Source organism: Sphingopyxis macrogoltabida (assembly GCF_001314325.1).
GTDB classification, from domain to species: Bacteria; Pseudomonadota; Alphaproteobacteria; order Sphingomonadales; family Sphingomonadaceae; genus Sphingopyxis; species Sphingopyxis macrogoltabida.
On record NZ_CP009429.1, the window covers coordinates 4,319,809 to 4,345,065 of the forward strand.

The 25,257-nt window shown below is 66.0% G+C and carries 35 protein-coding genes; 11 read left to right on the top strand and 24 right to left on the bottom strand.

Annotated features, from left to right (window positions below; all coding sequences use genetic code 11):
- Window positions 1-46 precede the first annotated feature (46 nt).
- From LH19_RS20950 to LH19_RS20960, 3 genes are all read left to right on the top strand, one after another.
- Window positions 47-763, top strand: a complete 717-nt coding sequence (locus tag LH19_RS20950; protein ID WP_054731694.1) for a hypothetical protein — start codon at window positions 47-49, stop codon at window positions 761-763.
- A gap of 2 nt (window positions 764-765) precedes the next feature.
- Entirely contained in the window at window positions 766-1,395 is a 630-nt protein-coding gene (locus LH19_RS20955) for a hypothetical protein (RefSeq protein WP_054731695.1), read from the top strand.
- A gap of 238 nt (window positions 1,396-1,633) precedes the next feature.
- Window positions 1,634-1,831 (top strand): hypothetical protein, encoded by a 198-nt coding sequence (locus LH19_RS20960; protein WP_145923548.1) that lies wholly within the window; start codon window positions 1,634-1,636, stop codon window positions 1,829-1,831.
- Window positions 1,832-1,845: 14 nt separating this feature from the next.
- Here the strand turns inward: LH19_RS20960 and LH19_RS20965 are convergent, their stop codons facing one another.
- The 13 genes from LH19_RS20965 to LH19_RS29110 form a co-directional block, all read right to left on the bottom strand.
- Window positions 1,846-2,265, bottom strand: a complete 420-nt coding sequence (locus LH19_RS20965; RefSeq protein ID WP_054731697.1) for a hypothetical protein — start codon at window positions 2,263-2,265, stop codon at window positions 1,846-1,848.
- A complete protein-coding gene (locus tag LH19_RS20970) occupies window positions 2,262-4,232 on the bottom strand; it encodes a conjugal transfer protein TraG (protein WP_054731698.1) in 1,971 nt (656 codons plus the stop codon). The genes LH19_RS20965 and LH19_RS20970 overlap by 4 nt, the downstream gene beginning before the upstream one ends.
- A gap of 13 nt (window positions 4,233-4,245) precedes the next feature.
- On the bottom strand, window positions 4,246-5,991 hold the full coding sequence (locus LH19_RS20975; protein ID WP_054731699.1) for a relaxase/mobilization nuclease domain-containing protein: 1,746 nt from the start codon (window positions 5,989-5,991) through the stop codon (window positions 4,246-4,248).
- 223 nt (window positions 5,992-6,214) lie between these two features.
- Window positions 6,215-6,928 (bottom strand): lytic transglycosylase domain-containing protein, encoded by a 714-nt coding sequence (locus LH19_RS20980; RefSeq protein WP_082396359.1) that lies wholly within the window; start codon window positions 6,926-6,928, stop codon window positions 6,215-6,217.
- Between the two features lie 5 nt (window positions 6,929-6,933).
- A complete protein-coding gene (locus tag LH19_RS20985; RefSeq protein ID WP_054731701.1) occupies window positions 6,934-7,266 on the bottom strand; it encodes a DUF736 domain-containing protein in 333 nt (110 codons plus the stop codon).
- Window positions 7,263-7,853, bottom strand: a complete 591-nt coding sequence (locus LH19_RS20990) for a S26 family signal peptidase (RefSeq protein WP_054731702.1) — start codon at window positions 7,851-7,853, stop codon at window positions 7,263-7,265. The genes LH19_RS20985 and LH19_RS20990 overlap by 4 nt, the downstream gene beginning before the upstream one ends.
- Window positions 7,850-8,371: a DUF2840 domain-containing protein gene (locus LH19_RS20995; protein ID WP_054731703.1), complete on the bottom strand. Its 522-nt coding sequence runs from the start codon at window positions 8,369-8,371 to the stop codon at window positions 7,850-7,852. Before LH19_RS20995 ends, LH19_RS20990 begins: the two co-directional genes overlap by 4 nt.
- Window positions 8,371-8,613 (bottom strand): helix-turn-helix transcriptional regulator, encoded by a 243-nt coding sequence (locus tag LH19_RS21000; protein ID WP_054731704.1) that lies wholly within the window; start codon window positions 8,611-8,613, stop codon window positions 8,371-8,373. Before LH19_RS21000 ends, LH19_RS20995 begins: the two co-directional genes overlap by 1 nt.
- Window positions 8,614-8,741: 128 nt before the next feature.
- The gene (locus LH19_RS21005; protein WP_257720441.1) at window positions 8,742-9,152 is read right to left on the bottom strand and encodes a DUF2285 domain-containing protein; all 411 of its coding nucleotides are present in this window, start codon (window positions 9,150-9,152) and stop codon (window positions 8,742-8,744) included.
- A 163-nt stretch (window positions 9,153-9,315) separates the two neighbouring features.
- Window positions 9,316-9,630: a transcriptional regulator domain-containing protein gene (locus LH19_RS29520; RefSeq protein WP_322787390.1), complete on the bottom strand. Its 315-nt coding sequence runs from the start codon at window positions 9,628-9,630 to the stop codon at window positions 9,316-9,318.
- 78 nt (window positions 9,631-9,708) lie between these two features.
- Complete coding sequence (locus LH19_RS21010; RefSeq protein ID WP_054731705.1) at window positions 9,709-10,020, bottom strand: DUF736 domain-containing protein; 312 nt, start codon at window positions 10,018-10,020, stop codon at window positions 9,709-9,711.
- 263 nt (window positions 10,021-10,283) lie between these two features.
- The gene (locus LH19_RS21015; protein ID WP_145923549.1) at window positions 10,284-10,772 is read right to left on the bottom strand and encodes a hypothetical protein; all 489 of its coding nucleotides are present in this window, start codon (window positions 10,770-10,772) and stop codon (window positions 10,284-10,286) included.
- A 123-nt stretch (window positions 10,773-10,895) separates the two neighbouring features.
- On the bottom strand, window positions 10,896-11,060 hold the full coding sequence (locus LH19_RS29110; RefSeq protein ID WP_162928261.1) for a hypothetical protein: 165 nt from the start codon (window positions 11,058-11,060) through the stop codon (window positions 10,896-10,898).
- Window positions 11,061-11,409: 349 nt separating this feature from the next.
- On the opposite strand from LH19_RS29110, the gene LH19_RS21020 reads away from it, so the two are divergent.
- Together LH19_RS21020 and LH19_RS21025 are read left to right on the top strand one after the other, a co-directional pair.
- Complete coding sequence (locus LH19_RS21020; RefSeq protein WP_145923550.1) at window positions 11,410-12,261, top strand: hypothetical protein; 852 nt, start codon at window positions 11,410-11,412, stop codon at window positions 12,259-12,261.
- 57 nt (window positions 12,262-12,318) lie between these two features.
- Window positions 12,319-13,449 (top strand): hypothetical protein, encoded by a 1,131-nt coding sequence (locus LH19_RS21025; protein ID WP_054731708.1) that lies wholly within the window; start codon window positions 12,319-12,321, stop codon window positions 13,447-13,449.
- Between the two features lie 8 nt (window positions 13,450-13,457).
- Here LH19_RS21025 and LH19_RS21030 read toward each other — a convergent pair whose 3' ends face one another.
- The 4 genes from LH19_RS21030 to LH19_RS21045 all read right to left on the bottom strand — a co-directional run bounded on the left by LH19_RS21030 (window position 13,458) and on the right by LH19_RS21045 (window position 19,679).
- Window positions 13,458-13,778, bottom strand: coding sequence for a DUF736 domain-containing protein (locus tag LH19_RS21030; protein ID WP_037553339.1), 321 nt, complete (start codon window positions 13,776-13,778; stop codon window positions 13,458-13,460).
- 186 nt (window positions 13,779-13,964) lie between these two features.
- A complete protein-coding gene (locus LH19_RS21035; RefSeq protein WP_054731709.1) occupies window positions 13,965-17,174 on the bottom strand; it encodes an error-prone DNA polymerase in 3,210 nt (1,069 codons plus the stop codon).
- Window positions 17,171-18,979 carry a DUF6504 family protein gene (locus tag LH19_RS21040; protein WP_082395981.1) on the bottom strand — a complete coding sequence of 603 codons (1,809 nt, stop codon included), beginning with the start codon at window positions 18,977-18,979 and terminating at the stop codon, window positions 17,171-17,173. Before LH19_RS21040 ends, LH19_RS21035 begins: the two co-directional genes overlap by 4 nt.
- Entirely contained in the window at window positions 18,897-19,679 is a 783-nt protein-coding gene (locus tag LH19_RS21045) for an ImuA family protein (protein WP_201258388.1), read from the bottom strand. Before LH19_RS21045 ends, LH19_RS21040 begins: the two co-directional genes overlap by 83 nt.
- 128 nt (window positions 19,680-19,807) lie before the next feature.
- On the opposite strand from LH19_RS21045, the gene LH19_RS29525 reads away from it, so the two are divergent.
- From LH19_RS29525 to LH19_RS21055, 3 genes are read left to right on the top strand one after another with little or no spacing between them, the layout of a single operon-like run.
- The gene (locus tag LH19_RS29525; RefSeq protein ID WP_234715987.1) at window positions 19,808-20,056 is read left to right on the top strand and encodes a hypothetical protein; all 249 of its coding nucleotides are present in this window, start codon (window positions 19,808-19,810) and stop codon (window positions 20,054-20,056) included.
- 16 nt (window positions 20,057-20,072) lie between these two features.
- Entirely contained in the window at window positions 20,073-20,441 is a 369-nt protein-coding gene (locus tag LH19_RS29530; protein WP_234715988.1) for a retropepsin-like aspartic protease family protein, read from the top strand.
- A 54-nt stretch (window positions 20,442-20,495) separates the two neighbouring features.
- Entirely contained in the window at window positions 20,496-21,053 is a 558-nt protein-coding gene (locus LH19_RS21055; protein ID WP_054731710.1) for a cytochrome b, read from the top strand.
- Here the strand turns inward: LH19_RS21055 and LH19_RS21060 are convergent.
- Both LH19_RS21060 and LH19_RS21065 read right to left on the bottom strand, forming a co-directional pair.
- On the bottom strand, window positions 21,050-21,502 hold the full coding sequence (locus LH19_RS21060; RefSeq protein ID WP_054731711.1) for a DUF1810 domain-containing protein: 453 nt from the start codon (window positions 21,500-21,502) through the stop codon (window positions 21,050-21,052). The genes LH19_RS21055 and LH19_RS21060 overlap by 4 nt on opposite strands.
- Window positions 21,499-22,116: an SOS response-associated peptidase family protein gene (locus LH19_RS21065; protein ID WP_054731712.1), complete on the bottom strand. Its 618-nt coding sequence runs from the start codon at window positions 22,114-22,116 to the stop codon at window positions 21,499-21,501. Before LH19_RS21065 ends, LH19_RS21060 begins: the two co-directional genes overlap by 4 nt.
- Window positions 22,117-22,252: 136 nt before the next feature.
- On the opposite strand from LH19_RS21065, the gene LH19_RS21070 reads away from it, so the two are divergent.
- The 3 genes from LH19_RS21070 to LH19_RS29760 are packed head-to-tail and all read left to right on the top strand — an operon-like array spanning window position 22,253 to window position 23,269.
- Entirely contained in the window at window positions 22,253-22,684 is a 432-nt protein-coding gene (locus LH19_RS21070; protein ID WP_234715989.1) for an SOS response-associated peptidase family protein, read from the top strand.
- Window positions 22,681-22,893, top strand: a complete 213-nt coding sequence (locus LH19_RS29755) for a hypothetical protein (RefSeq protein ID WP_322787391.1) — start codon at window positions 22,681-22,683, stop codon at window positions 22,891-22,893. The genes LH19_RS21070 and LH19_RS29755 overlap by 4 nt, the downstream gene beginning before the upstream one ends.
- 49 nt (window positions 22,894-22,942) lie before the next feature.
- Complete coding sequence (locus LH19_RS29760) at window positions 22,943-23,269, top strand: alpha-ketoglutarate-dependent dioxygenase AlkB (protein ID WP_322787392.1); 327 nt, start codon at window positions 22,943-22,945, stop codon at window positions 23,267-23,269.
- Window positions 23,270-23,282: 13 nt separating this feature from the next.
- On the opposite strand, the gene LH19_RS21080 is transcribed toward LH19_RS29760, so the two are convergent.
- The 5 genes from LH19_RS21080 to LH19_RS21100 all read right to left on the bottom strand — a co-directional run bounded on the left by LH19_RS21080 (window position 23,283) and on the right by LH19_RS21100 (window position 25,134).
- A complete protein-coding gene (locus LH19_RS21080) occupies window positions 23,283-23,663 on the bottom strand; it encodes a nuclear transport factor 2 family protein (RefSeq protein ID WP_234715990.1) in 381 nt (126 codons plus the stop codon).
- Window positions 23,664-23,687: 24 nt separating this feature from the next.
- A complete protein-coding gene (locus LH19_RS21085) occupies window positions 23,688-23,942 on the bottom strand; it encodes a hypothetical protein (protein ID WP_054731713.1) in 255 nt (84 codons plus the stop codon).
- Between the two features lie 48 nt (window positions 23,943-23,990).
- Window positions 23,991-24,359, bottom strand: coding sequence for a PRC-barrel domain-containing protein (locus tag LH19_RS21090; protein ID WP_054731714.1), 369 nt, complete (start codon window positions 24,357-24,359; stop codon window positions 23,991-23,993).
- A gap of 134 nt (window positions 24,360-24,493) precedes the next feature.
- The gene (locus LH19_RS21095; protein WP_054731715.1) at window positions 24,494-24,763 is read right to left on the bottom strand and encodes a hypothetical protein; all 270 of its coding nucleotides are present in this window, start codon (window positions 24,761-24,763) and stop codon (window positions 24,494-24,496) included.
- Between the two features lie 74 nt (window positions 24,764-24,837).
- Complete coding sequence (locus LH19_RS21100) at window positions 24,838-25,134, bottom strand: hypothetical protein (protein WP_145923551.1); 297 nt, start codon at window positions 25,132-25,134, stop codon at window positions 24,838-24,840.
- Window positions 25,135-25,257: the final 123 nt, after the last annotated feature.

Here is a 25,257-nt window from a genome sequence, read left to right on the forward strand (position 1 = left end):
CCATATAAGCTGTGGCCGGATCTGATCGCGCGGAAGAGGAAGAACGGTGCCCAAAACGCTCGCTGAGGAGTCGCCCGATGGCCGCGTCTTTTTCGCGCCGGGCATTCTACGCCATTCGCCGTTCGCCAGCGACGTTGCCTATGTCATCGCGCTGTGGGCGCATATCGATGGTGACATTGCCTCGATCCTCAGCCGGATGTTGAAAAGTGACATTGCGGTGGGCACTGCAATGTATCTCTCGCTTGTCGGGGCTGGAGCGCAGCGGGGCGCTCTCGACGCGGCAGCGCAGGAAGCACTTCCCGAGTGGCAGCAACTTCTGTTCAAGGCGATCGGCTCGATCGCCGAGGAGTCGCGCAAGACCCGCAATCATTTTGCTCATCGCATCTGGGGACATTGCTCTGAACTCACGGAAGCAATCCTGCTCACGCATCCCAAGACCATCGTGAAATATAACATCAGCCATCGTCAGCGCGTCGAGGAACTACCCGACGGCCGCGGTGTGATCCGGCCGATGCCGATCGATGAGCATGAAATTCTTGTCTACCGGCGGCCTGATTTCGATGACGCGATCGAGGAAGCGGAGCGCGCGCAGACGCTCTATCGGCTCTTTTACGCCCTTGTGTGCGATTCCGGCGAAGGGCCAAAGGCTCAGCTCCTCGCCGACCCCATTTTCAAGGCGCGCCTCAATCAGATTGCGAAGGGAGCGAGCGCCGAGGCGAAGGCCATTCTTGGAATCAAGCCTAAAGAGAAACGGAAGCACTGACCATGCGATACTGGAACACAGGGGACACGCCCACCAATTCGAACCTTGGCGCGCTCGAGAATCTCGCGCGGCCGTGGGCCGGGATCGACGCTGAGCATCTCCTCGATGTGATCCGAGGGGTCATCCGGATCGAGAAGATACTGCCGAAGGCGGTGCGGGTGCATTTCAAGCTGCCGCATCTTTTCGTCGGCGCTGGCCCCTATGATTGGGACGCCGCGCGCCGAGATAAATATCATAGCGAACTCTGCGAGGCACTCAGTGCGGGCCTTGCCAATGTACAGGCCGACCCCACTCTAGCGAAAGAAGGTGGGGCCGATCTCAGCGACCGCCCTCCCACACGGGGCGAAGAGCTTGAATTCGCCTGCAGGACCTGGAGCCGCAATCGCACAAGCGGCAATCTAGACGATCTGCGCATCGCGTGCAGTGTACCGGGGATGCAGAGCCGGTTCGACAAGCTGGAGCGCTGGCTGGGCCGAAAACGTCCGGGTTCGTCGCCCCATTCGGTGGAGTATGAGGTCGAATGCGCGCTCGGCGACATCGATCGCTACGCCGATACGTATCACTCCATGGAAGCAAGCTACCGCTACGCCGAAAAACTGCGCGAGCGCGAGCAGCAGGGCGAAGAGGATTGAGCGAAGTCCGGCTTTCCCGGAAATGCCGGGAGATATCCCCAGACGCACCCCGGACAGTTGATAAAATTGCGATTCACCCTGTTGACAAGCGACTCGCCTGAGGGGCATTCCAGCCCGGAGGGCTTATCCCTCACGGTAACCCGCACGCGCATCTGTAACAGCGCACCATTTTTGCGATGAATCCGTGAGGTTTGTGATGACCGATATGCTCCCTCTCCCGCACGTAGGCGATCGTTCGATGACTGACCGTGAGGCCGAGCTCGCCCAGTTCATGGCGCTCGTGCAACAGGGCCGCCACAAATCGGCGGTGCTTCTCGAGCTGTCACGAACTCCTTTGGCGAAATATCTGGCTCTCACGATGCTCCTGCTCGCCGCTGCCCTTTGTGATGTCCCCGCGGAGGCCATCAGCTTTCTCTTAAAACTGCGGGCTGGATGAGCCGGTTAAAGGCTTCAATCGGAACCGCTGACGTCGCGCATCAGCTCCGCGGCGAGCTTTGGTCCAACTTCCATTCTACGTGAGAGGGCATCGACGAAAGCCTCCCACCGCCGCTTCCCGCTGGCCTGCGCAGCCGGCAACGCATCATCGGGCAAGGGCGCCGTGCTCGTGAGCCAGTGCCGGACGAACAGGGCCAGCGCCTCGCCCGACATTTCGCCATGCCATTCGATGCGGTCGAGCTGGCGGCCGATGCGGTCGAGGCGCCGGGTCAACAGCGCCTCGATCCGCTCCTCCTGATCGGGCGAGAGAAAGGAGCGCAGCGCAGCCTCCAGCACTTCGGTCCGGGTGAGGCCGCGTCGGCGGGCAAGGTCTGTCAGTTCGCGCGACAGGCCAGTTTCGATCCGGAAGGTCTGTTTGACATGCGATCGGATCACAGCTGGATCCCGTCGTCAGGATCGAGCGCCGCTGCCCGGGCGCCTCGCGCCATCTGCCGATCGGCCGCGGCGCGGAGCCTCGCCGCATCGGCCTGTGCTCCATCTTCGCTGAAATCGAACTCGCCGTTGACGCTGCGCGGCGGCGGCGGCGCGATATCCTCATGGACGGGAAGTTCGGGTTCCTGCCGAATGCCGCCATTGGCCGCGTCACCGTCCTCCGCCGCCTTCGCTTTCGTCTCCATCGGCTGCTGTACCCAGTCGGCCATCCAGTCGTGGGTGGCGGGAAGACCGCGACCGGGTGCGGGCGGCGGAATGACGCGGCCGGCCAGGCGCCGGTCGCTATAGTATCGCGCCTTCTTGGCCCTGATCGGCGCGAGGCCGGCGGCCATCACGATCTCGTCGTCCGGTGGGAGCTGCATCACTTCACCGGGGGTCAGGAGCGGCCGGGCGGTTTCGGTACGCGATACCATCAAATGGCCGAGCCAGGGCGAGAGCCGGTGGCCGGCATAATTTTTCATCGCGCGTTGCTCGGTCGCGGTGCCGAGCGCATCGGAAATCCGTTTGGCGGTTCGCTCATCGTTCGTCGCGAAACTGACCCGGACATGGCAGTTGTCGAGGATCGCATTGCTCTGCCCATAGGCCTTCTCGATCTGGTTGAGCGACTGGGCGATCAGAAAGGCCTTGATGCCATAGCCCGCCATGAAGGCGAGCGCGCTCTCGAAGAAGTCGAGGCGTCCGAGCGCGGGAAATTCGTCGAGCATGAACAGCAATCGTTGCGGGCGCGCCTTGGGATTGAGCTGCTCGGTCAGGCGCCGTCCGATCTGGTTGAGGATAAGTCGCATGAGCGGCTTGGTCCGGCTGATATCGCCGGGCGGGACCACGAGGTAGAGCGACACCGGACGCTCGCTCCCGATCAAGTCGGCAATGCGCCACTCGGAATGTCCCGTGACCTTGGCGATCACCGGATCGCGATAGAGGCCGAGGAAGGACATGGCGGTGGACAGCACACCCGACCGCTCATTCTCGCTCTTGTTGAACAGTTCCTGTGCCGCCGCGGCGACGACCGGGTGAACGCGATCTCCCAAATGGCGCGTCGTCTTCATCCGCTGAAGGGTCGCCTCGATCCTGCGTTCGGGGTCCGACAGAAAGGCCGCGACGCCGGCGAGGCTCTTTTCCTCCTCGGCGTAGAGGACATGGAGGATCGCGCCGACGAGCAGGGCGTGGCTCGTCTTCTCCCAGTGGTTTCTTCGCTCGAGGCTTCCTTCGGGATCGACCAGCACGTCGGCGACATTCTGCACGTCGCGAACTTCCCATGCGCCGCGCCGGACTTCGAGAAGCGGATTATAGGCAGCCGATGCGGGGTTGGTCGGATCGAAAAGCAGCACCCGGCCATACTGCGCGCGAAAGCCCGCGGTAAGCTGCCAGTTCTCGCCCTTGATGTCATGGACGATGCAGCTCCCAGGCCAGGTCAGCAGGGTCGGCACCACGAGGCCGACGCCCTTCCCCGACCGGGTGGGCGCGAAGCAGAGCACATGCTCCGCGCCATCGTGGCGCAGATAGGTCCCGGCCATGCGCCCGAGAATAACCCCGTCCGGACCGAGCATGTTGGCGGCCCTTATCTCGCGTTCGTTCGCCCATCGCGCCGATCCATAGGTCTCGGCGCGCCGGTGTTCGCGCGCTCGCCAGACCGACATGCTGATCGCGACGACGGCCGACAGCAGCCCGCCCGACGCCGCGATGGCGGCACCGCGGTAGAAGATGGGCGGCGCATAGGCGTCGAACGCAAACCACCACCAGAAAAAGGCGGGCGGCGGATAGACGGGATAGTCGCCGATACGGAACCAGGGGGCGCCGAGCGCCTCCTGAAACCCGAGCGCTTCCGCGGTCGACTGGGTCGCGGTCCAAATCGCGGCTAGGACGATCAGCAGCACCGCGAAGATCTGGCCCCATAATATCCTGTCGCTCATCGTTGGTCCTTTCTCAGATTGCGATCCCGCGGCTGCGACCGAGGCTCCAGTCGATGCCGCCCGCGGTGGCCGTCCCGCTGACATGCTGGCCGAGGTGCCGGTCGAGCGCCGGGCGCCAGGGCACGAGCTGGAAGCCGAGCCCATCGTCGATCATCGCGAAACGCCCCGAGGCCAGCGACACGCGCTCGCGGTAGGTTCCGCTCACCGCGTCGCCGCTGGTGGGCGGTCGATGCGCAAGCCCGGTGCGCGCCGCGACGGCTTCGCAAGCCGCCTCGAGGTCGCGCCGCTTCAGCGTCTCGATGAGATCGGGCGCCAGAGTGAGCTTGCCGTCCCGACGGCTCGCGAGGCCTTCGCTCGCGAGAACCTCGGCACGCGCGGCCATGGCGCGGCGAACGTCGATCCCGAAGCCGGTCGTTGCTGCCGTGGGTCTCGCCGCAACCAGCTCGCGGTCAAGCCAGGTTGCTCCGCGCGCGGATATCTGGTCGGCGATCGCAAGGTCCGATCGGAGGGCAAGCGATAGATGCTCGCCGCCGTCGCGTCCTTCCCAGCGGCGCAGTTCGACGATCGCGCCCGGCTTCGCGTCCCCGGTCCATTGGAGATCGGAGAATTTGATGTGATGGGTCCGGCCATCGGTCCCGTCGACGATGGCGAAGGCAGAGCCGGCAAGCTCGTCGTCGAGGCCGCGTGCGACCAGCCGCCCGACGAGGCCCGATCTTTCCGCCTCGCCGTGAAGAGCGAGCCGCGATGCGTCGAAGGAGAGCCCTTGCATGCGCATGGCGCGGTGGACACCCTTGATGATGTCGCCGCGCTCGCCAAGGTGGCGCAATATGGTTTCGGCGCGCGGATCGATCTCGAATATGCCGGGTCCAAGGCGCGCCGCGAGCCCAAGCGTCTCGAGCTTCGCCGCGCGTCCGATAAGATGCCGGTCTCGGCCGGGCGCTGCGGCCGGATCGGGACGAAGATCGACGATCCCCGCCTCGCCGCCGCGATCGCGCAGCCGCCTGTCGAGCTCGGTCCAGCGCTCCGCGCCCGTCTCCCGCGCGAGGCTCGCATCGATCTCCTGTTCGTTTCGCGGACCGAGTTCGAGGGTGGCGAGCTCCGACGCCCGTCCGCGCACGCCTCCCGACATATAGGCGCGGTCGACGACCAGGTCCGCTCCATCGGCTGCGACGCCTCGCACGAGCACATGGATATGTGGGTTGTCGGTATTCCAGTGATCGACCGCCACCCAGTCGAGCCGGGTCTCGAGGTCCTTCTCCATCTGGCCCATGAGATCGCGGGTGAAGGTACGAAGATCCTGCAGCCGCTCCGCGTCTTCGGGGCTGACGATGAAGCGGAAATGATGGCGATCATCGGCGCAGCGATCTGCGAAAGCCTCGCGGCCGGCGGCGTCTCCAGACGCATCGAACATCATGGCATCGCGTCCATCGCGGGTGACGCCGTCGCGTTCGAGATAGGCGATATGCCGTGCGAGCGGCGCGGAACGAAACTGCGCGCCCTTATGCCGGACGATGCGCGCCATGACCGTCACGCGGCGCTGCGCGGGGCCGCGCCGGATCGTCGCAAGCGCGGCGCGGCCGCGGCCATGCCGACCGGTTCCGCTGCGGACGCCCCCGCCGCGACGGGAGCGCGTGTAACCCGAGCGGGCGGCTGCCTTGCGCACCTGCGCGGCGAGCCTTTTCCCGCGCCGCGCCGATCCCGAACCAGCATCGCGCCCTCTTCCCGGCCGCACCCGAAAATCATGCTCGTCGCCGCTCACGGCGCCGGTGCCATATCGTAAGCGCTTGTTCTGCTTCGGGAATCCAGAGGTCGATATGGCAGCCGAAGGGGGGTGCCATACGCATAAAGCGCTGTAATCCAACCACAATCTGCCGGCGAGCTGGCAGGTCTTTTATCTTGCCATCCCCCCACACCCCTTCTGAACGCCAAGCAGAACCGATCCATAGACCGGCGCACTCCAGCAAATATCGCCAGGACGACCATCACCGATTGTTCCCGGAAAGCGGGACGAAGAGGGGCGAGGGTGCAGGCGCGGAATGCGACGGTCCTGCAGCCGCGCCGACGCCGCGCTGCATCGACGTTGCAGCCGGCGTGTCCGATCGCTGCTCGGTGAAGAGCGACGCGCTGCGCCAGCTCGGCGGTTCGGCTGTCCGCGCCATCGCCGCTGACGGAGCAGCCGGCGCACCGAGCGCGGGCGCGATGGCTGCGACATAGGCGACCGTCTCGGCGGGCAAGCCGCGCCGCCCCGCTGCATAGGCGTCGGCGCGGCCGGGGCCCGCATTATAGGCAGCCAGCATGAGCCGAACGTCGCGATATCGGTCCCACATCGCGCGCAGATAGGCCGCGCCCGCGAGGATATTGGCGCGCACGTCGAAGGGGTCGGACCCGAGACCGTGCTGCGCCGTCAGCATCGCCCAGGTCGCGGGCATGATCTGCATCAGCCCCATTGCACCGGCATGCGAGAGCGCCCGCGGCTTGCCGCGGCTCTCGACATGCATCACGCGCCATATCCAGACCTGCGGAACGCCGAAGCGTTGCGATGCCTCTGCTACATGGGCGGCATAGGGGTGGACGGCGGCCGCCGGCGGTTCCGCCGGTGCCGCGCCCCATGCCCGGTCCGGGGCGGCGCTCGCCGAGCAGAGCAGCAGCAAGGCGAGGCGCACGGCGCGGACGCGCGCCGAGCGAGCCGGATGCATGATGCTCACGCTTGTTCGCGTGGGACGGGACGCGTCCAGAGGAGATGATATTCATCCTCGTTCTGCGTCGAACTTAGCAGATTGGCACGCAGCGGAACCGCGAGCGCCGGGTCGTCGATCTGCAGGGCAATATAGGAGCCGGCGCGTTCGCTGCGCCGTTCCCAGCCTGCGCCGATCTCGACGCCGGTGTCGGCTTCAACGAGCAGGACGCGCCAGGCTGGTGCATTTTCCGCGTCGTTCGGCTTCGCCGGAACGATCGCGATCATCGCATCGAGGAGCAGCGTCCGGATCTGTCCGGCATAGCCGTCGCCGGCGGATTGAAAGCTTCCGATAATCATGAGGACATATCCTTTCCTTCGGGGGTGAATGCGGAGCGATCGGCGTCACGGCGCCAGCGCAGCGGCGCGCCGGGCGCATCGCGCACGAGCAGCGGGTGCGCGACGCCGACGACGCCGGTGTCGGGGAGCGGTCCGAAATATCGGCCGTCGAGACTGTCGGGCGCGGGGTTGAGGAGAAACAGTTCGCCGGCACGCAGGCGGTAGCAGCCGAGCCAGCGCGGCAGCGGCCGCCCGAGGCGGTCGGCGTCCTGCGCGCGCGCTGCCGGCGCGCCGTCGATCGTTACGAAGGTGCCACTGCGACAGACGAGCGCGCCTTGGCCTGCGGCGACGTGCTTCAGGAGCGGCACGCCGCGCGGCACATAGCCGCGCACAGCGAGACGCGCCGCGACCGCCTCGGGCGGGTGGAAGAGGATGAGGTCGCCGACCGCGGGCTCGGCGCCGACATCGACGCGGTAGAAGCCGATCGGAACGCTCGGACTCGCATTCCAGATGAGGCGCGGTTGCGGCGCGAGCGCAGCCGCGGCGACGAACAGCGCCGCGAAGAGCGTAGCGCTCGCCGCGGTCGCGCGGAGCCAGCGGCGGTTCATGGCGCGATCGCCTTGCGCTGGAGCCACGCCAAGTGCCGTTCCGGACCATAGGGCCGGAACGGCAGGCCAGCGGCGATATGACTGCCGATGTGGCGCCAATGATCGGGCGCCGTCTCGCACGGGTCGAGCCCGGCGGCCTCGATCGCGTCGATCGCCGAGAGCACCTGCTGGACTCTCGGCCACCCATCGACACGCAGCAGGATGTCACCGCCCGGGCGCACGAACGGATGCGTCGCGAAGGGAGCGCGGAGTGCGGGCGCGGCGATGACCGAGATACTCGAAAATATGGTGCCGAAGTCGTTCGCCCCCCAGCGGACGAAGCCGAAGACGGCCTCGGGCCGGAAGGAGACGATGCGGGTCCGGCGACTGACGATGCGCTCGGCGGCGACGCGGCCGAAGCGCAGCCAGTGCTCGAGGCGCCGCTCGATCCAGGTGAGCTCGAGATCGGTGAGACCGCTCGCGGTCGCCGCGACCGGCTGCACGCCGGTAGCGGGCGGGATGTTCTGGGCGGGGCGCATCAGCGGCGGACCGGGCGCGCGGGATGGACGACGCCCTTGCCGGGATCGGACGTCGATCTCTTGCGGCCGATCTCGGCCCAGGCGTCAAGATCGGCGATCGCGTAAACGATTCGCCCGCCGAGCTTGCGATATTCGGGACCCGTTCCGAAGCAGCGATGTTTTTCGAGCGTCCGGCTCGACAGGCCGAGGTGCAGCGCAGCGTCGGGCGTCTTGAGGTAGCGCGGCGAAATGGGAATATGCATGTCGCTCAAAAGGGGCCTCCGTTCGCAGCGCCGGGTCCCGTGGCGGGCTCCGGCGGAGAGGCGGCGACATTCGGAAATCCGGATGCCGTTTAGGAACGGACAAAGTGACGACGCGCGGAATGTCCCGATCAGGCGGCGCCGAGCAGCTCCTGATAGCCGCCGTCGCGCATCGCGACCGCGGCGCGATGCCAGCGCGCGATGCGACGGCGCTCGCTCGATCCGTCCCAGTCGGCGGCGGAGAAATCCTGGGCATCGTCAAGAATGAGGGCGGCGGCGATGTCGCGCGCCGAACGCCCCTCGGCGGAGGCGTCGAGGAGCCGCAGCCACTGGATGAGACGCCAGCGCTCGGACGGTCCGGGGGCGCCTCCTCGGAGGAAGCGGTGTGTCGTGACGCCTGCGGAGAAGCGGCGCTGCACCGCGAGGCTCACGGCCATGCGTAGCTCGCTATGCGGATCGGCCGGGTTCACATAGGCGAGCCGTTCATCGGCCAGGAAGCGGCGAAGCCAGAGGCGGAAGCGCCGTCCGTCGGCCACGAACACGAGGTGCCACTCGCCCGGGAGGATGATTTCGGAGGCGATGTCCGCCGAAGCGATGAGCTCGGCGAGCCGCGGCGCGGCGAAGCCGTCGGGCGCCGGCTCGGCGATTGCGACATGCGCGCAGGCCTCGGGCTGCCAGAGCGCAGGGGATTCGGTGACGGATCGGTCAGGGTCCAGGGCGAAAGACCAACCCCCATCGTCGCGCGAGCCCCGCGAGGCGCGCGGTGCGCCGCCGCGTCGGCGCCAACGCGGCCGAACGATAGGCGCGGCGGTACGCCGGGCTTCGGCGCAGGAACTCCTGCGCGAAATCGGCGCGATCATATGTTTCGAATATTCTCGGAAAATATGGCGATTGCCAATCGACGACCTGATCCATTCGCACCTCCGGCTGATCTTCAGGAATGAAAGCAAAGCCTATCAGCAGCTTGCCCGCATCGGCTGGAACATGGTTAGCGGCATGCAAAGGATCATCGTAACGCATTGAAGCGCAGAATCCCCGCGCGAAAAGCCTCAAAATGAGAGTATCGCCGCCCGGCTTGTGGCCGGGCGGCGTGCTCGATCAATCCCGCCGCTGGGGACGGGTCCAGACGAGGTCATAGTCGCCGTCGCTTCCTTCGAAGAGCTGCGCGAAGAAGGGCGCGGTGAAGCTCGGGTCGTCGAACTTGGTCGAGAGATAGGTGCGGTCGTCCTGGCTGGTCTTCTCCCAGGCCGCACCCACCTCGACGTCGCCGACATAGATGCGGTGGGTCGGAGCGCTGGGTTTGGGATTGTCCTCGGGGACGATGCGAACCGCGTCGACTGAGAGGGCGAGGCTCGCGATTGCGCCCTTATATTCGCCCTTCGCTTTCTTGAAGGTTCCGATCTTGGCCATGTTGAAGTCCTTTCCTTGCTTTCGAGCCGCAGGATCGCGGTCTCGATGCGCATCGGTGGCCGGAAAGGAGGCCGCGCCGCAGCCGCAGGCCCGGAGCGCATGCGGAGGACGGCAGCGCAGCGATTTTCTTGGTCCGCGAGGAACGGCGGCACGCCGGGGGAAGAAAATCGGGGAGCGCCGTTGCGGCCAGCGGGCTCAGCGCAGCGGCTTGCCGGCAGATCGCGCAGGGAAGAGACCGTGTTCCTGCGGCGGGAGCGAGGGACTCAGAGGCGGTCGGAAGCGGGCGAAGCGGAGGCCGGGATCGCGGATGCGCGATCGTCACATTCCCGGTCACCGACGCCGATTGCATCCACCGAAGACCCGTCAAGTCCCCGGACCGCCGCCACGGCGGCGGCGACGGCAGCGAGGATAGGCAGGATCGTTACCAGCATGCCCTCCGTAGCGAAGAGCCGCACGATCCCTGTCATGCCATAATAGCCTGCCACCCCCGCCGGGAGGAGGAAGAGCATTGCGACACAGGCTCGCAGCAATGTCGATCCGCCGTGCGCGTAGAGGTGCCGTCCAGCAAGATGGAGAAGAAGCCCCGCCAGAAATGCCATCGCAAGGGCAGCGCCAATGCCATAGCCGCGGTCCTGAAGTTCGAAGGCGAGAGCAATGCCGGTGCCAAGCGGCAGCGCGAGGGCCGCCAGCCGGAACAGAAGCCAGATGAGATAGAGGCCTGCGGCAGCGCCGAGGATAAGCATGAAAGTCACGAGCGTCCTCCTTGGGGACGCGCTCTCCACCACCACCACAGCGCGGTCTGCACCGTCAATTTAGCAGACGACCACCCGCGACGGAACCGGAACTGGAACCATCGCGGGGCAAATTTTGCGGGCTCAGCGGTTGAACGGGTCATATTCGCACACGATGTGTTCCGGATCGCCGTCGAACTCTTCGATGGGCATCACCGCATAGCCTTTTGTCGTTTCGATAAGGACGATGATCGTCATCATCGTGCGGGCGAGGCTCCAGCCGAGCGATTGAGCGGTGGAAAGCGGCATGGGTTTGACTCCTGTCCTTTCGGAGCGGGACCGTTCCCGCTCGACAGTCGCCCCGCCGGCCGGGGGCGGGCCGCAATCACCGCAGCAAGGCTGCGGCCGCACGCGAAGCGTAGCGGACCCTTCACGGGTTGATTGAAGGAGGCCCGGCTCCGCGCCCAGGGATCAGCGGCTATCGAGAGCGGGTACGGTTTCGCGGGGGGACGAGAGGCCCTTGCGCCTTCCTCCCGGACCATAATCTGCGTGCTCCGTCGCCCCGGCGTGCGCGAAGAACAGGGAGAACGACGCAATGGCGGGTCAGCGCAGCGAGTTCGGATATTATCCGCGGCCGCTCGATATCACGGTCGGACCGGTGTCGATCGCGACCCTTGCCGGTCTCCCGGAGACGGTGGCGGACATCGAGGCCGATCCCGGCCGTGAGGGGAAATGGATCTACGCCCCGCTACAGCCGGTTGCCCATCTCGGTGGCGGCACCAGCGTTCGGCCCTATCCCGCGCGCATCTTCGGCCTGCCGAAGACGCACGCCATCGTCCATGCGACGGCGTCGGAGATTGATCAGGTCGACTTCCATGTATGGAGCCTGTCCTTTTTCAGCGGCATGCGCTTCACGATTACCGAGGCCGGCTTCCTCGATTCGACACCGATCGAGCCCGGGGTTCTCGTCGACTTCGTGCTGATGGGCGGCAGCCTGCCGAAGTCGATCGAACTCGCCGAAGCCTTCTGGATCGATAATCGCGCAGTTCCGGAGCGAGCGCGCATCTGGGTGGCCGCAGTACACGCCCTCTTCATGAGCCAGAATCCGCAACATCTTCAGTTTGAGCGGTTCACGCTGCTCTACACGGCGCTCGATGCCTGCTTTGCCCTCGCAAAGTCCATAAACCCGCCTCCCAAAAGCCTCACGCATTCCCAGCGCATCGCGTGGATGTGCGACTGGCTCGGAATGCCGGTTCCCGCATGGGCCGACCCCGCGGGCGGTGGCGGTGCGCAAGTTGCCGGGATGCGCAATCCGACGGTGCATGAAGCCCTCTATATGGGCGAACCGCTCGGCTTTGCACTGCACGGCGTCGGCGGGGGACCGAACCTCACGCTCGAGATGTCCGGCCTGGTGTCGCGACTGCTCGTCGCCCTCCTCGGCGCCCGAAACAATCGTTACATAAGCTCATCCACAGGCACACGACAAAGACAGGGGCTCGATCTTGGCTGAACGCAGACCGCAGAATTTCGCCATCCGCCCGGCCTCGGTGATGCAGGGGGGACAGTCATGACGGAGCCGCAAGGCGTCGCGGGTAGCGACGACAAAGCGGCGGCTCCCGCAGCCAAGCCAGCGGCTCGCGCGGTCCCCGAACGCCCGCATCCATCCATCTTTCACTATCCGATCGACGCTTGCGACGTCAGCGACAAGGACTCGCTCGAGGCGTTTCGCGATAAACTCCAGCATTGGTCCGAGCTGTTCGAGCGCGATCCCGACGCATCGCTCGCCGGGCAGTTCGCCGACATGATGTGGTTCGACATAGCCTGGCGCACGGCGAACGAGGCGCGACAATTCGCTGATGACGACGGCACCCGCGGCTCGACCGCGCCACTGATCGCCATGATGCTCGACCGCGGCTATCTTGCCGGACAGGTCATCGCCATCACCCGGCTGCTCGAGAAACCGCCGGCGAACCAGCCGAAGAAGGCCGTGATCTCACTCCCACGGATCGTCGACGAGATGCGCGCGGCGCGCGAACTCATCACGCGGGAGAATTTCGTGTGCCGCGACGCGCTGCCCTATGAGTATGAGGCTTTGCAGGAAGCCGAACTCAAGCGGCTTGCCGCCGAAATGGCCGCCAATCCGAACAAGGCGCGGCGCGTGAGCCTCAGCCTGTCGGGACCAGAAGGGTTCGACCAGGCGCGGACGGAACATGAGCTGTTCGATCAATTGTCGGGTGTTATGCCCGAAAGCCGCGCGCGCGGCGACCTGATTGGCGAGGCCTTTTTCGACCGGCTCGACGAACTGCTGGCAAGCACGCCACTTCCCGAGATCAAGGCGCTGCGCAACAAGAGCATCGCGCATGCAGCCGATGCCTTTTCGCGCGCGCAGGCAAAGGGGCTCCGGTCAGGCCTCAACATCCGCGATCTCGACCGCGCGCATTATCTGTTGTTCGCGGTATTCCAGACGCTGTCGGTCGTGCTGTTCGGCGTCTGGCGGGCCTCGCCGGTCCCGGTTCCGCAGCACAATATGTTCGAACATCTCACCGAGCCATATCTCGCCGAGAAGAGGCTCGAGGCGATGCGCGGCTTCTGGGACAAGCATATGGGTGAGCGGGAGGGCTGGATGAAAGACGCCTTCCACGAGGTCGTACCCGACAAGAAAGCCGCAAAAACGGCCCCGCCCGAAGGCGGGGCCTGATCGATCCGTCAGCTCGGCGGATTCCAGATAAGCACCTTCTTCATCGGGTCGTCGCCGGGGGCGTTCGCGATGTTCGCGTAGATCGTGCCGAATTCGGGGGCCGAGAGGGTGACCGAGACATATTCGGTGCCGTTCGATTGCGACGTGCGGGTCCAGCCGGCGCCGACCTCATAGCCGTTCTTGCGCGCGATCACGCGGAAGTCGGGCTCATTGTCCTTCACCTTGCGGCCGTTCGGGACGATCGCGATCGGCGCGGTGACCAGAAGGGTCGTCAGCGTGCCTTCGAAGCTGCCGTCGGCCTTGACGGTGAGATTTGCGATGGTGGCCATGTCGTGTCTCCTTGGGTTGCTCGGGACCATCCCCGATGGCGCCAACCGAAGGGCCCGCGAGCCGCCGTCACCGAGCGGCAAGCGAGGGCGAACCCCCGCAGGGGGTTGACGGCATGAGGCGAGCCGAGGCCCGCAGTCAGGCAGCCAAGGAGGGAGTGGTCCTGCAACCGGAGCATTTGGCCACCATCAGTGAAAGTCATGGCTCCGGACGCGCAGCGCAGGCTCACGGCTATCGGGCCCGCCCCCGTTCCGCGCCCCATCCCCGCGTCCCGGCGCAATGGAAAGCGAGCTGCGCCCGACCTGCCGCAGCATCGCGTCATGATCGGTTATCCGGTCGCAGATGATGTGGATGATCTCGCCTTCCTTCTGAACGCGGCCGCGCATCGCGATCATCGAGGCCGACATGACCTGGCGCCGATAGATGTCGAAGCGATCGGGCCAGAGGATGCCGTTGGCGACGCCGGTCTCATCCTCGATAGTGATGAAGAGGACGCCCTTGGCCGAGCCCGGGCGTTGCCGCACGAGGATCACCCCCGCGACCTCGATGTTTCTGCCATCTCGGATATTCGCAAGATCCGCGCAGCGGACGATCCCCATCGCGTCCAGTTCGTCGCGCAGGAAACTCAGGGGATGCGCACGCAAACTCAGCTGTAGCGTGCGATAATCCTCCACCACCTCGCGTCCTTCGGTCATCGGCCGAAGCGCGGTCGGCGGTTCGAGCCCTTCGGGCGAGAAGCTCGCCTCGCGGGCGTCGGCGGCCGCGAAGAGCGGTAGCGGCGCCTCGCCAAGGCCGCGGACCTTCCACAGCCCCTGCCGCCGGTCCTCAGCAAGGCAGGCGAATCCATCCGCCTCGGCGATCCTTTCGATCGCGGCGCGCGGCACGCCGGCGCGGCGCCAAACATCCTCGACACAATCATAGGGCACATCGCCCCGCGCCCCGACGATCGCGGCGCCATGGATGTTCGCGAGCGATCGAACCTGGCGGAAACCGAGGCGTACCGCGAGAGTGCGCCCGCCGCTCCTTTCCAGCGTGCAGTCCCAATGGCTGTCGTTGATCGAGACCGGACGCACTTCGACGCCATGTTTTTGCGCATCGCGCACGATCTGCGCGGGCGCGTGGAAACCCATCGGCTGGGCGTTGAGCAAGGCCGCGCAGAATACATCGGGATGATGATGCTTCATCCAGCACGACGCATAGGCGATCTTCGCAAAGCTCGCGGCGTGACTTTCGGGAAAGCCGTAGCTCCCGAAGCCCTCGATCTGCTTGAAGGTCCGCTCGGCGAAATCCTTGGGATAGCCACGCTCGACCATCCCATTTACCAGCTTGTCGTAGAAGTGACTGACGCCGCCCGTCAGCTTGAATGTCGCCATCGCGCGGCGGAGCTGGTCCGCCTCGGCGGGTGTAAACCCCGCCCCGACGATCGCGACCTTCATCGCCTGTTCCTGGAACAGCGGCACGCCCAATGTCTTCTCGAGCACGGCGCGCAGCTCGGGCTTCGGATATTCGGGCTTTTCCTTGCCCTCGCGGCGGCGCAGATAGGGATGGACCATGTCGCCCTGGATCGGACCGGGCCGCACGATCGCGACCTCGATCACGAGATCGTAGAAGCATTTGGGCTTGATCCGCGGCAGCATCGACATCTGTGCCCGGCTTTCGATCTGGAAGACGCCCAGCGTATCTGCCTTCTGAATCATGCCGAAGACCGCGGGATCGTCGTCCTGCAGGTCGGCCATGCCGATATCGACACCCTTATGCTCGCGCAGCAGGTTGAACGCGCGGTTCATGCAGCCGAGCATGCCGAGGCCGAGAACATCGACCTTCATGAATTTGAGGACGTCGATATCGTCCTTGTCCCACTCGATGATCTGCCGGTCCTCCATCCGCGCGGGCTCGATCGGCACAAGATCGTCCAGACGCTCCTCGGTCAGCACGAACCCGCCGGGATGCTGCGAGAGGTGCCGCGGCGTCCCGATGAGCTGGCGCGCGAGATCGAGCGTCAGGCGCAGTCGGTAATCGCCGGCGTTGAGGTTCAGCTCCGCAATGCGCTCCTCGGGGATGCCATCGACCGACCAGCCCCAGACGAGGCCGGTGAGCATCTTGGTGAGGTCGCGCGGCAGACCGAGCGCCTTCCCCACCTCGGCGACCGCACCGCGGGTTCGGTATCGCGTGACCACGGCGGTCAGCGCGGAGCGCTGCCGCCCGTAGGTCTCATAGATCCACTGGATGATTTCCTCGCGCCGTTCATGTTCGAAGTCGACATCGATATCGGGCGGCTCCTTGCGTTCGCCCGACACGAAGCGCTCGAAGAGCAGCTCGTGCTTGATCGGGTCGATCGAGGTGACGCCGAGCAGGAAGCAGACGCAGCTGTTCGCGGCCGACCCTCGCCCCTGGCACAATATGCCGCGGCGCCGGCTCTCGGCGACGATCGAATTGACGGTCAGGAAATAGGGCGCATAGCCGAGCTCGCCGATCAGGCGCAGCTCATGATCGATCTGTTGCCGGTATGCGGGCGGCACGCCGCCCGGAAACATCCGGTTCGCACCTTCCTCGGTGAGCGCCGCGAGCGCCTCTTGCGCGGTGCGGCCCTCCATCACCTGCTCATAGGGATATTGGTAGCGGATCTCGCCAAGGTCGAACCGGCATAGGGCCGCGATGTCGGCTGTCGCCGCGATCGCGTCGGGAAAGAGCGCGAAGCGCCGTCCCATTTCGGCGGGCGACTTCAAGGCGCGGTCCATGAAACGCTCACGCTTGAAGCCCAGCTCGTCGACCGTTGTCTTCTCGCGGATCGCGGTCAGCACGTCCTGCAGCAGCCGGCGCTCGGGCGCATGGTAGAGGATGTCGCCGAGCGCGACGCTCCGCACCCCGAGCTCCTGCGCGAGCGCGTTGAGCGCACGAAGCCGCGCGAAGTCACCGGGGCGCCGCCGCAGCGCCAGCGCGAGATGGGCGCGCGCGCCGAAGGCGCCCTGCAGCTCGGCGAGATCGAGCCGCGCCCGCTCGTCGGCTTCACCGGGCACGAGGATCGCGACGAGGCCCTCGGCCGAGGACGCGACGTCGGGCCAGTCGAGCCAGCAATTGCCCTTGCCGCCACGAATCTTGCCCAAGGAGAGCAGCCGGGTCAGGCGCGACCATGCCGCGCGGTCCGTCGGATAGAGAAGGATCGAGCGGCCATCGCGCAGGTCAACGCGCGTCCCGGCGATCAGCCGGACGCCAGTCGCCTCCTGTCCCGATAGACCGCGCACCATGCCGGCGACGCTGCCGCGGTCGCACAGCCCGAGGGCCGAATGGCCTTGGGAAGCGGCGGCCGCGAACAATTCCTCGGGCGAAGAGGCCCCCCGCAGAAAGGAGAAATGGCTCGAGGTGTAGAGTTCGACGTAGCTTGTGGCCGGGGTCGTCATCCGAAGACGCCGTGCATGTACCAGCTGAGGTCGCCGGTATTCTCGGTGATCGCGTCGCCGCGGCGAAACAGCCAGAAACGCTCGCCGCTTGTCGCTTCGACCCGGAAATAATCGCGCACGGCCCACATCTCGCCGGGGCGGCGCCACCATTCGCCATGGATGCGCTCGGGTCCGTCGCCCGCGACCACGGCATAGGTCCGTCCGCGCCACGCGAAGCGGCGCGGCGGATGATCGGGCAGCAACGCCACGACGCCCCGCAAGGCCTCGGGCAGCGCGAGCATACGGATCGGACGCGCCCACGACGGCCAGCCTTCAGGCTTGGCCAAGGGACCGGCGCGTCCGATCGCGCGCTCGGGAACATCGCTCTCGATCGAGCGCAACCGGAACAAGGCCGCCTCGCCCGCGCGTCCGCCGAGCGCGTCGACGAGCGGAGCCAAGTCGGGCGGGCGCGGGGTGCCATCGAACGCCGCGCCCCCGATCGCCTCGGCGCCCAGCGTCTCGACCTGCGGCGCCGCGAGCGTCATCGCTTCGATCCCGAACCCCGGTTCGATGCGATCGATGCGGAGCTTGAACAGGCGGAGCAGATGGCTCGCGTCACGCGTCGCCCGCGCCGTCCCGACCGCAATGACCTGCTCGCCCATATCGAGCCGGTCGCAGCGCAGGACCAGGCTCCGTATGCCGAGCCCGCGCTCGCGCAGCGCGGGCACGAGATCGGCGAGCAGGTCGGAAATGACCTGTTCGATCGCCTCCGCCGTGCCGATCGGCTCGAGCAGCGCCCGCCGCGCCTCGGGCATTTCGAAGGGGACGACCGGCACGATCGGTTCGGGCACGAACCCGCGCGCCTGATCGAGCCGCTCGACCGCAGCGCGGCCGAGCCGCCGGGCCAGCGGCCCGCGCGGCATCGGGTAGAGATCGGCGATCCGCTCGATCCCGAACCGGGCAGCGGCGGCGAGTGCTTCCGGCTTGAGCCGGAGCGCCGCCAGCGGCAGAGGTGCGAGCGCCTTTCCCTCCCTCCCTTCCGGCAAGACCGACGATGCGTGCCCGCCATAGCGCGCGAGCGCGTAAGCGGAGCCGGGTGTCCCGGCGATCGCGACACGCGCGGTGAAGCCGAGGCGCTTCAGAAAGCCGAGCAGCCGCGCCGCAAAGCGCTCTTCGCCGCCGAAAAGCTGCGTCGTCCCGGATAGATCGAGCCAGAGACCGTCGCCTCCCGACACGGCTGCCGCCGGAGTCCAATAGCGGGCTGCATGGAGCGCCAGCCGATCGAGCCAGGCGCGGTCGGCCTCGGGATCGGCGTCGAGTATTTCGAGGTCGGATACCAGCGCCCGGGCATGCGCCGCGGCCATGCCGGGCGCCAGCCCAAGGTCGAGCGCCGCCGGGCAGGCCGCGGTCACGACGTCGCGCTGGCCGGAGCGCGCGACAATGATCGTCGGACGGGCACCCCAGAGTAGCGGCAAAGGAGCGGCTGCGCCGGGAGGCGACCCGTCATCGCCGCGGAGCGCCCGGAAGACCGGTGCCGCCGCTTCGCTCCGTCGACCCAGCTCGCGCAACGTCGGCCGCTGGTGCGCAGGCAAGGCGTCGAGCGCCGACTGATCGGCGCTCGCAGGCGCCGACGCTGCCTGGGCCCAACGCGCGCCGGGCCGCCAGCCGCCGCCACGGGGCACCGAACAGGCACCCGGATTGTCGTCGACCGGTTCGGGGAAGCGCGGCGCCGCCCGCGCCGGTTCAGGCGGCGTGTCTTGCCGCCCCGCCCGCCGCAATCGCTCGATCGCGAGCTGCGGCAGGAAGAGCGAGGCGACCCTGATCATCGCACGCCTCCAGTTCGAGGGAGAAAGGCGGTCCGCCGCGCTGGCGAACGAGCTCGACCGACCAGCGCCCGCGCCCGCGCCCGACGCCCGGTGATGCGAGACGCCCGGATGGCAATGTTCCAATGCGCCAGCGCGTCATTGCGAGCGATGGATCGCCGAGCGGACATTGGCCGTAGCGCCGATAGCGACGGTAGAGCAGCATGGGCGTGTTGCCCTCGGATGCCGCGAGCTGCAGCCGCCGCGTCGCCGTCTGGTCCGCCGCCTTTACCTCGGCTATGACGCAGGCGAGCGAGCCGTCGCGCAGCGCGTCCTCGCACATTGCGAGCAATTCCTTGTCAGTCCTGCCCTGCGCGTAGAGGACACGATCGGGGCCCAGCCCGGCCTGCTCCAGTCCGGGGGCATAGAGATCGAAGCGCGTCAGCGCCCAAAGCGCCGAGACGCCAGGGGCGGCCGCGAAGCGTGCGGCAATCCCGGCGGCAAACAGCGTCGCGGCGGCATCGTCGCTCCAGCTCGCCGACGCGCCCGCGACCTCATGAAGGCCAGCGCCGTCGAGACCGCCCCCGGCGAGCAGATGATCGAGCGGGCCGACGCCGAACGGCAGCACGGGACCGCGCGACACGGCGACGCGCGCGACCGCTTCGCGAAGCGCGGCAAGCTCGTCGGCACGCGGCCGGAGCGAAGAAACGGGCATCATGCTCATGCTGGTATCGACTCGAATGTTCCCTTTATGTTCCACCCGCGAGGAACGTCCGTCAAGGCGCCTGCGACGAGCGGCTGTGGATCATTCAGCGCCGCGTCACGTTCCGCCCTGTAAAGCCGAGGAAATATATGCCGATCACCACCGACCTTGCGCCTGGCCTTTCCGGGCAGACGCTCGCGATCTACGCCGTCGGCGCGGCGCTGATCCTCTTCATCCTCTTCAAGATTCCCTATGTCGGCCGCGTGATCCGCGCGCTTTTTCTCGTTCGCGCTGCTCGCTTTCGGTATCTTCCTCATCCTTCAGCAGGCGCCCTTCGACCCCAATCTGTCGCGCATCACCGCGAGGCTGGGGCTCGACCGTCAGGAGGTCGTTGGTGAGGAGGTCCGCATTCCGATGGGACGCGACGGCCATTTCTGGGCGAAGGCCATGATCAATGGAACCGAGCGCCGCATGCTCGTCGATAGCGGCGCGACCGTGACGGCCTTGTCGCCGGCAACGGCGGCGGCGGCCGGCGTGAAGGCGGACGCAACGCTCGTGCCGCTGCTGATGCAGACGGCGAACGGCACGGTTCGCGCCGATGCGGGGACGGTGGACAATCTTGCGATCGGGGGAATCGAAGCCATGAAGCTGAAAGTGGTCATCTCACCCGGGATGGGAACCACCGACGTGCTCGGCATGAACTTCCTGTCCGCCCTTCAGGCCTGGCGTGTCGAAGGACGGACGCTCATCCTTACCCCCAAAAAGAACATAGCCGGTGCCTGACGGAACAGGCCTATCGTTCGCGCATTTGAACCACAGGCTCTGAGCGAGGACATCATGCGCGAACATCATAGCCGCTATTCGACTGTCTCGATCGTCCTCCACTGGCCGATCGCCATTCTCATCATCGCCAATGCCACCTTCGGCGGCTGGATGGAGGACGCCTCGGACAGCGAGAAGCTCGGCTATTATCAGCTCCACAAATCGGTCGGCATCACGATCCTCGCGCTCAGCCTCGTCCGTCTCGGCTGGCGGTTCGGCCATCCGTGGCCGGCGTTTCCGGGCAGCATGCCTGCATGGGAGCGCCTGCTCGCGCGCACAACCCATGTCCTCTTCTATGTGCTGATGATCGGCGCGCCGCTCCTCGGCTGGGCCGCGGCGTCGGCCGGCGGCGCGCCCGAAGTGCCGCTTTACGGCGCCGTGCCCGCGCCCAACCTTCCCCTGCCGCTGAACGACAATCTCGCCGACGAGCTGGGGGACCTGCACAAACTCATGGTGAAAGCCATCTATGTCGTGCTCGCACTCCATGTGCTTGGCGCACTGAAGCATCATTTCTTCGACAAGGACGAAGTGCTGCACCGGATGCTGCCGCTGTTCCGAAATCCGCGGGGCTAGGAAAGCCGCTCCGGCATCATGTCGCCGGCGTCGGTCAGCATGGCCAATGTGCGCGCATCGCGCTCGCCGCCGAACCAGCGCATGAGCGCGGCCGCGAACAACGGACGTCCGCTCACCGCCTCGAACAGGGTCAGCGAAGAGCGCAGCTTCGTCGCATCCACCTCGCCAAAGACGGCCACCGGATCGCTCGCGGACAGGTCCTGAAGCGCCTCGACGCATTCGACATAGCGCGCGCCGAGATGCGGGTGCGCGAGATAGACCCGCGCCTCATCGGCCCCGCCAAGACCGTAAAGCTTCGCCATCGCGCTCCGGCCGAGACCCGTAAGCTGCGGGAAAATGAACCACATCCAGTGCGAACTCTTATGGCCCCGGCGAATCTCGCCGAGCGCTCGCGCATAGATTTGATCCTGCGCCTCTACGAACCGGTCGAGCCCGTCTTCCTTCGTCATAGGGCGAGGGCGCCTTGCGCGGGCGGCTTGCCATAGACTTGCGATACATCGAGGCTCCCCTCGGGGAGCCATTTCAATATCTCGTCGGCCGGGACGCGCGGATCGAGCCAGGCCGCCCATTGATCGCGCGCGAGCGGGACGATCTGGCGATGGTGGTAGGGCGCGACGTCGGGACCGGCATCCATGGTCAGGAGGCTGAAGGCTTCGCCAACATGGCTGTCGCGCCATACGCCCGCCATGCAGAACCAGCGATGATCCTTCATCGTGAACAGCCATTTGTCCAAACGCTTCTGCGCCGGGTCGGTGGGGTCGGTGAACTCGTAGAAGCCGTCGCAGAGGACGAGGCATCGCTGCATGCCGAGATCGCGGCGCTCCGATCGCACATTATAGACCGGCTTGCCGCCTTGCCCCGGCCAGCTCCAGCGCCGGTTGACGAGCGATCCGGAGGCCGCGCCGTCGCTGCTCTTCACGATCGGCGCGGTGTCGGTGATGCGGACATCCTCGCGCGCGGGCACGTTCGGCGCGCCTTCGGGCATGTCGATATTGATCTCGAGCCCGTCAAAATCCTCGGCGATCGAAGCGATGTCGACCTCGAGCCTGTAATCATTGCACATCGTCGGCCGTCCCCTGACCCTTGCGACTCACCATCGTTCCCATTATGTTCCGATTGTGAACCTGACGCCAACCCCATTCGACTCGGAGGGTGCCGATAGTAGCGCCCGCGCCCTTATCAGGCGCAAGCCTGACGATATGACCAAGGTCGAAATGGTCAAAGCGATATGGGGAAGCGATCCGCGGTTCAGCGACGGAATCAACTTTCGTTTCGTGCGATCGGAAGGCCGCGCATTCCCGAACCGGCGCTGCCTGATCCCGGCTTCCGAGTTTCGGATGGGCACGGGCGATCATCGCTACCGGGTGACGCTCGACAGCGGCAATTTCTTCTACCTCGCCGCGATCTGGGATCCGCCGCTCGCCGACTGGCCGCTGTCCTACCGGATCCTGACGATCCCCGCGGGCGCCGATGTCATCCCCTATCAGCAGCGTCATGGCGTCATCATTCATCGCCGCGATGTGATGCACTGGCTCGACGGCACGCTGCCGAACGAGGTCCTGTTCGAGGAACCCCCGCGCCACACCTTCTTCGTCGATCCGCTTCGCGCGCAGGCCGAGCTTTCGCTATGACGCGCGCCGCCGCGCGCTCGCTCCCGTCCGCGCTCCACCCCGATCTCTTCGGCACGCCGCTTCTTCCCGGCCTCTCCGTCGCCGAAGATATCGTCACGACCGCCGAAGAAACCGATTATATCGGGCAAATTAAAGACTCCGCACTCACTCCGTTTCAGTTTCAACTGGGAAGGCAAGCGCCCCACGCGCTCGTTCGGATGGACCTATGATTTTCAGACGGGCCGATTTTCCCGCGGCGAGACGATCCCAGATTGGCTCTTGCCGCTTAGGGATCGCGCGGCAGCCTTCGCGAGGCTCGCGCCCTCCGAGCTCGAACAGGTCTTGCTCATTCAATATGGGCTTGGCGCGGGCATCGGCTGGCACAAGGACCGCCCGGTGTTCGAACATGTCATCGGCGTCTCGCTGGGCGCTCCGGCGCTGATGCGCTTTCGCCTTCGGCGCGGCGACAGGTTCGAGCGCGCCGAGGCACCGCTCGCCCCGCGCGCCATTTATCATATGGCGGGCGAAGCGCGCGAGGAGTGGGAGCACAGCATCGCGCCGATGCCCGCTCCGCGCTGGTCGATCACATTTCGTAGCCTTCGGTGAGACCAGGCCCGCATCAGCCGTCGTCGGGGATTGCCGAGCAATGGGCAAGGACGACGCGCCACTGGCCGCTTTTTTGGCGCCATATGCGCGAGTAAGCGAAGCGTCCGAAGAAGGCCTCGTCCTTGTAGAAACCGGCGAGATCGACCGTCACCCAAACCAATGCGTAATCGCCGCAAATCCGGATGTCGGGTGCGCCCACGGGCTCCAGCGTCTCGATCCGCAGAAGCCCTGACCGGTGGCCAGCCAGATCGTCGTCCTTCGAGAGACGCCGACCTGATTGGTCGGTGAACCGGACATCATCGTCGAGAAGATCATCCAGTGCCGCGATATCGCCGCCGAGCATCGCTTTGCCGAGCGCAGCTTCTGCCAGGATCAGGGTTTCATAGTCCTGCAACGCGCGCGCATCCTTCCCGCAAACTCATTGAACCGGCGAATCTGGACGCTGAAGCAAGGCGGCAATGTCGTCTGCGGAGAAGGCCTGACCATTGTCGAGAATGAGACTATAGCGCTCGCGTTCCCACGCCGGAGCCGCCGCGAACTCGGAGAGGAGGTCGCGAAGCGGCCGCAACTCGGCTTCGCCTGCGGGCAGTGGAGGAAGCGCGACATCCGCGCCTTCGTCATGTACCCGCGTCAACGTCCCGCGCTGATTCCAGATATCGTCGTCGTCGCTCATCGATCGATCTCGCTACCGGTGCCAAGCGCGGGGCGCTGCCGTGCTACGTCAGAAGGGATAGTTCATCCCGTAATAGCCATAGACCTGACGGCCATAGTCGCGGTCGAAGGCCGGCTCTTCGCTCGCGGCATAGCGCGGCGCCTTCTCGAGCACGGCCTTGTCGAGACCGACGGCATAGCCGCCCACGCTCACATCATAGGTCAGGACATCCCACGGGAGCGGATAATAGTCGCTGCCGAGGCCGAGAAAGCCGCCGAACTGCAGCACGGCATATTCGACCTTCCCCGATTCCTTGTCGACCATGAAATTGTAGATCGAGCCGAGCTTCTCGCCCTCGCGGTTGTAGACCGCGGTGCCCTCGACCTTGTTCGAGGCGATCAGGCGTTGGGTTTCGTCGGTGGCGATATCGGCTGTCATGAGACTGTTCCTTTTCTGCCCCTCGCTAACGCTACGCCCCCCGAGGCCGATCTATCCATCCGGCATCGGATTTGCGACGAACCGAGATTGAATTCGCGTCGCTGCCGCTGAGCAGACAAGCTGGCGGGCCCGAACTAGTCGGCGATAGTTTCATCTTCGATCGCGGCGCGTATCATCCGATCCCAGACCTCCGCGTCGCCGACGGCGAGCATCGCCGCACTCGGCTCGCGCAAGGTCTTCAGCACGGCAAGCGCGGCGTCGGCATATTCGCCCCAGAGGGCGTCCACCGCCTCGCCCGCGGACTGCACATCACCCTCGGCATTCTGGCTGAGCGCATGACCCGCGAGAACGCGCGCCACGCGTTCCACTGGCGACGTCACGGCCCGATCAAGCTCGGTCGGCATGATATTCTCCTTCGGCTGAGCAACACGATCCAGCGCAGGAGGTTGCAACATGCCCAGCCGCGATCGCCAAAACCCTAGATCGACATAGAGGAATCCCCGGCCGCCATCGTCACGACATTGCCGGGACGGACAGGAAGAAGCTGCCAGACATCGGCTTCACCCTTCGTCATCCGGGCCAGAAGGGTCGCTCCTTCCCAGAGCTCGACGTGGATGCCTTCCTCTTCGTTTCGCGCAACCTGAGACGCGTGGTCGGGACTTTCAGCCACGAAATCGACGCGGCGGGGCTCGGGCACTGACGCGCCCGACAAAATCAGATGGAAGGGACGCACGATGTGCTCCTCAGTGTCGGGAGCAAGCGTCACCAGGCTCACGGCATTCAATCGATCGGCCGACCGTAACAACGGGACTGCGGGTTATGCCGGAACCACGAGTAGCCGATCAGGGGTGGATCCGCAGCCAGTGGAAGCAGCGTAACAGCTTTTGGAGAAGAATGT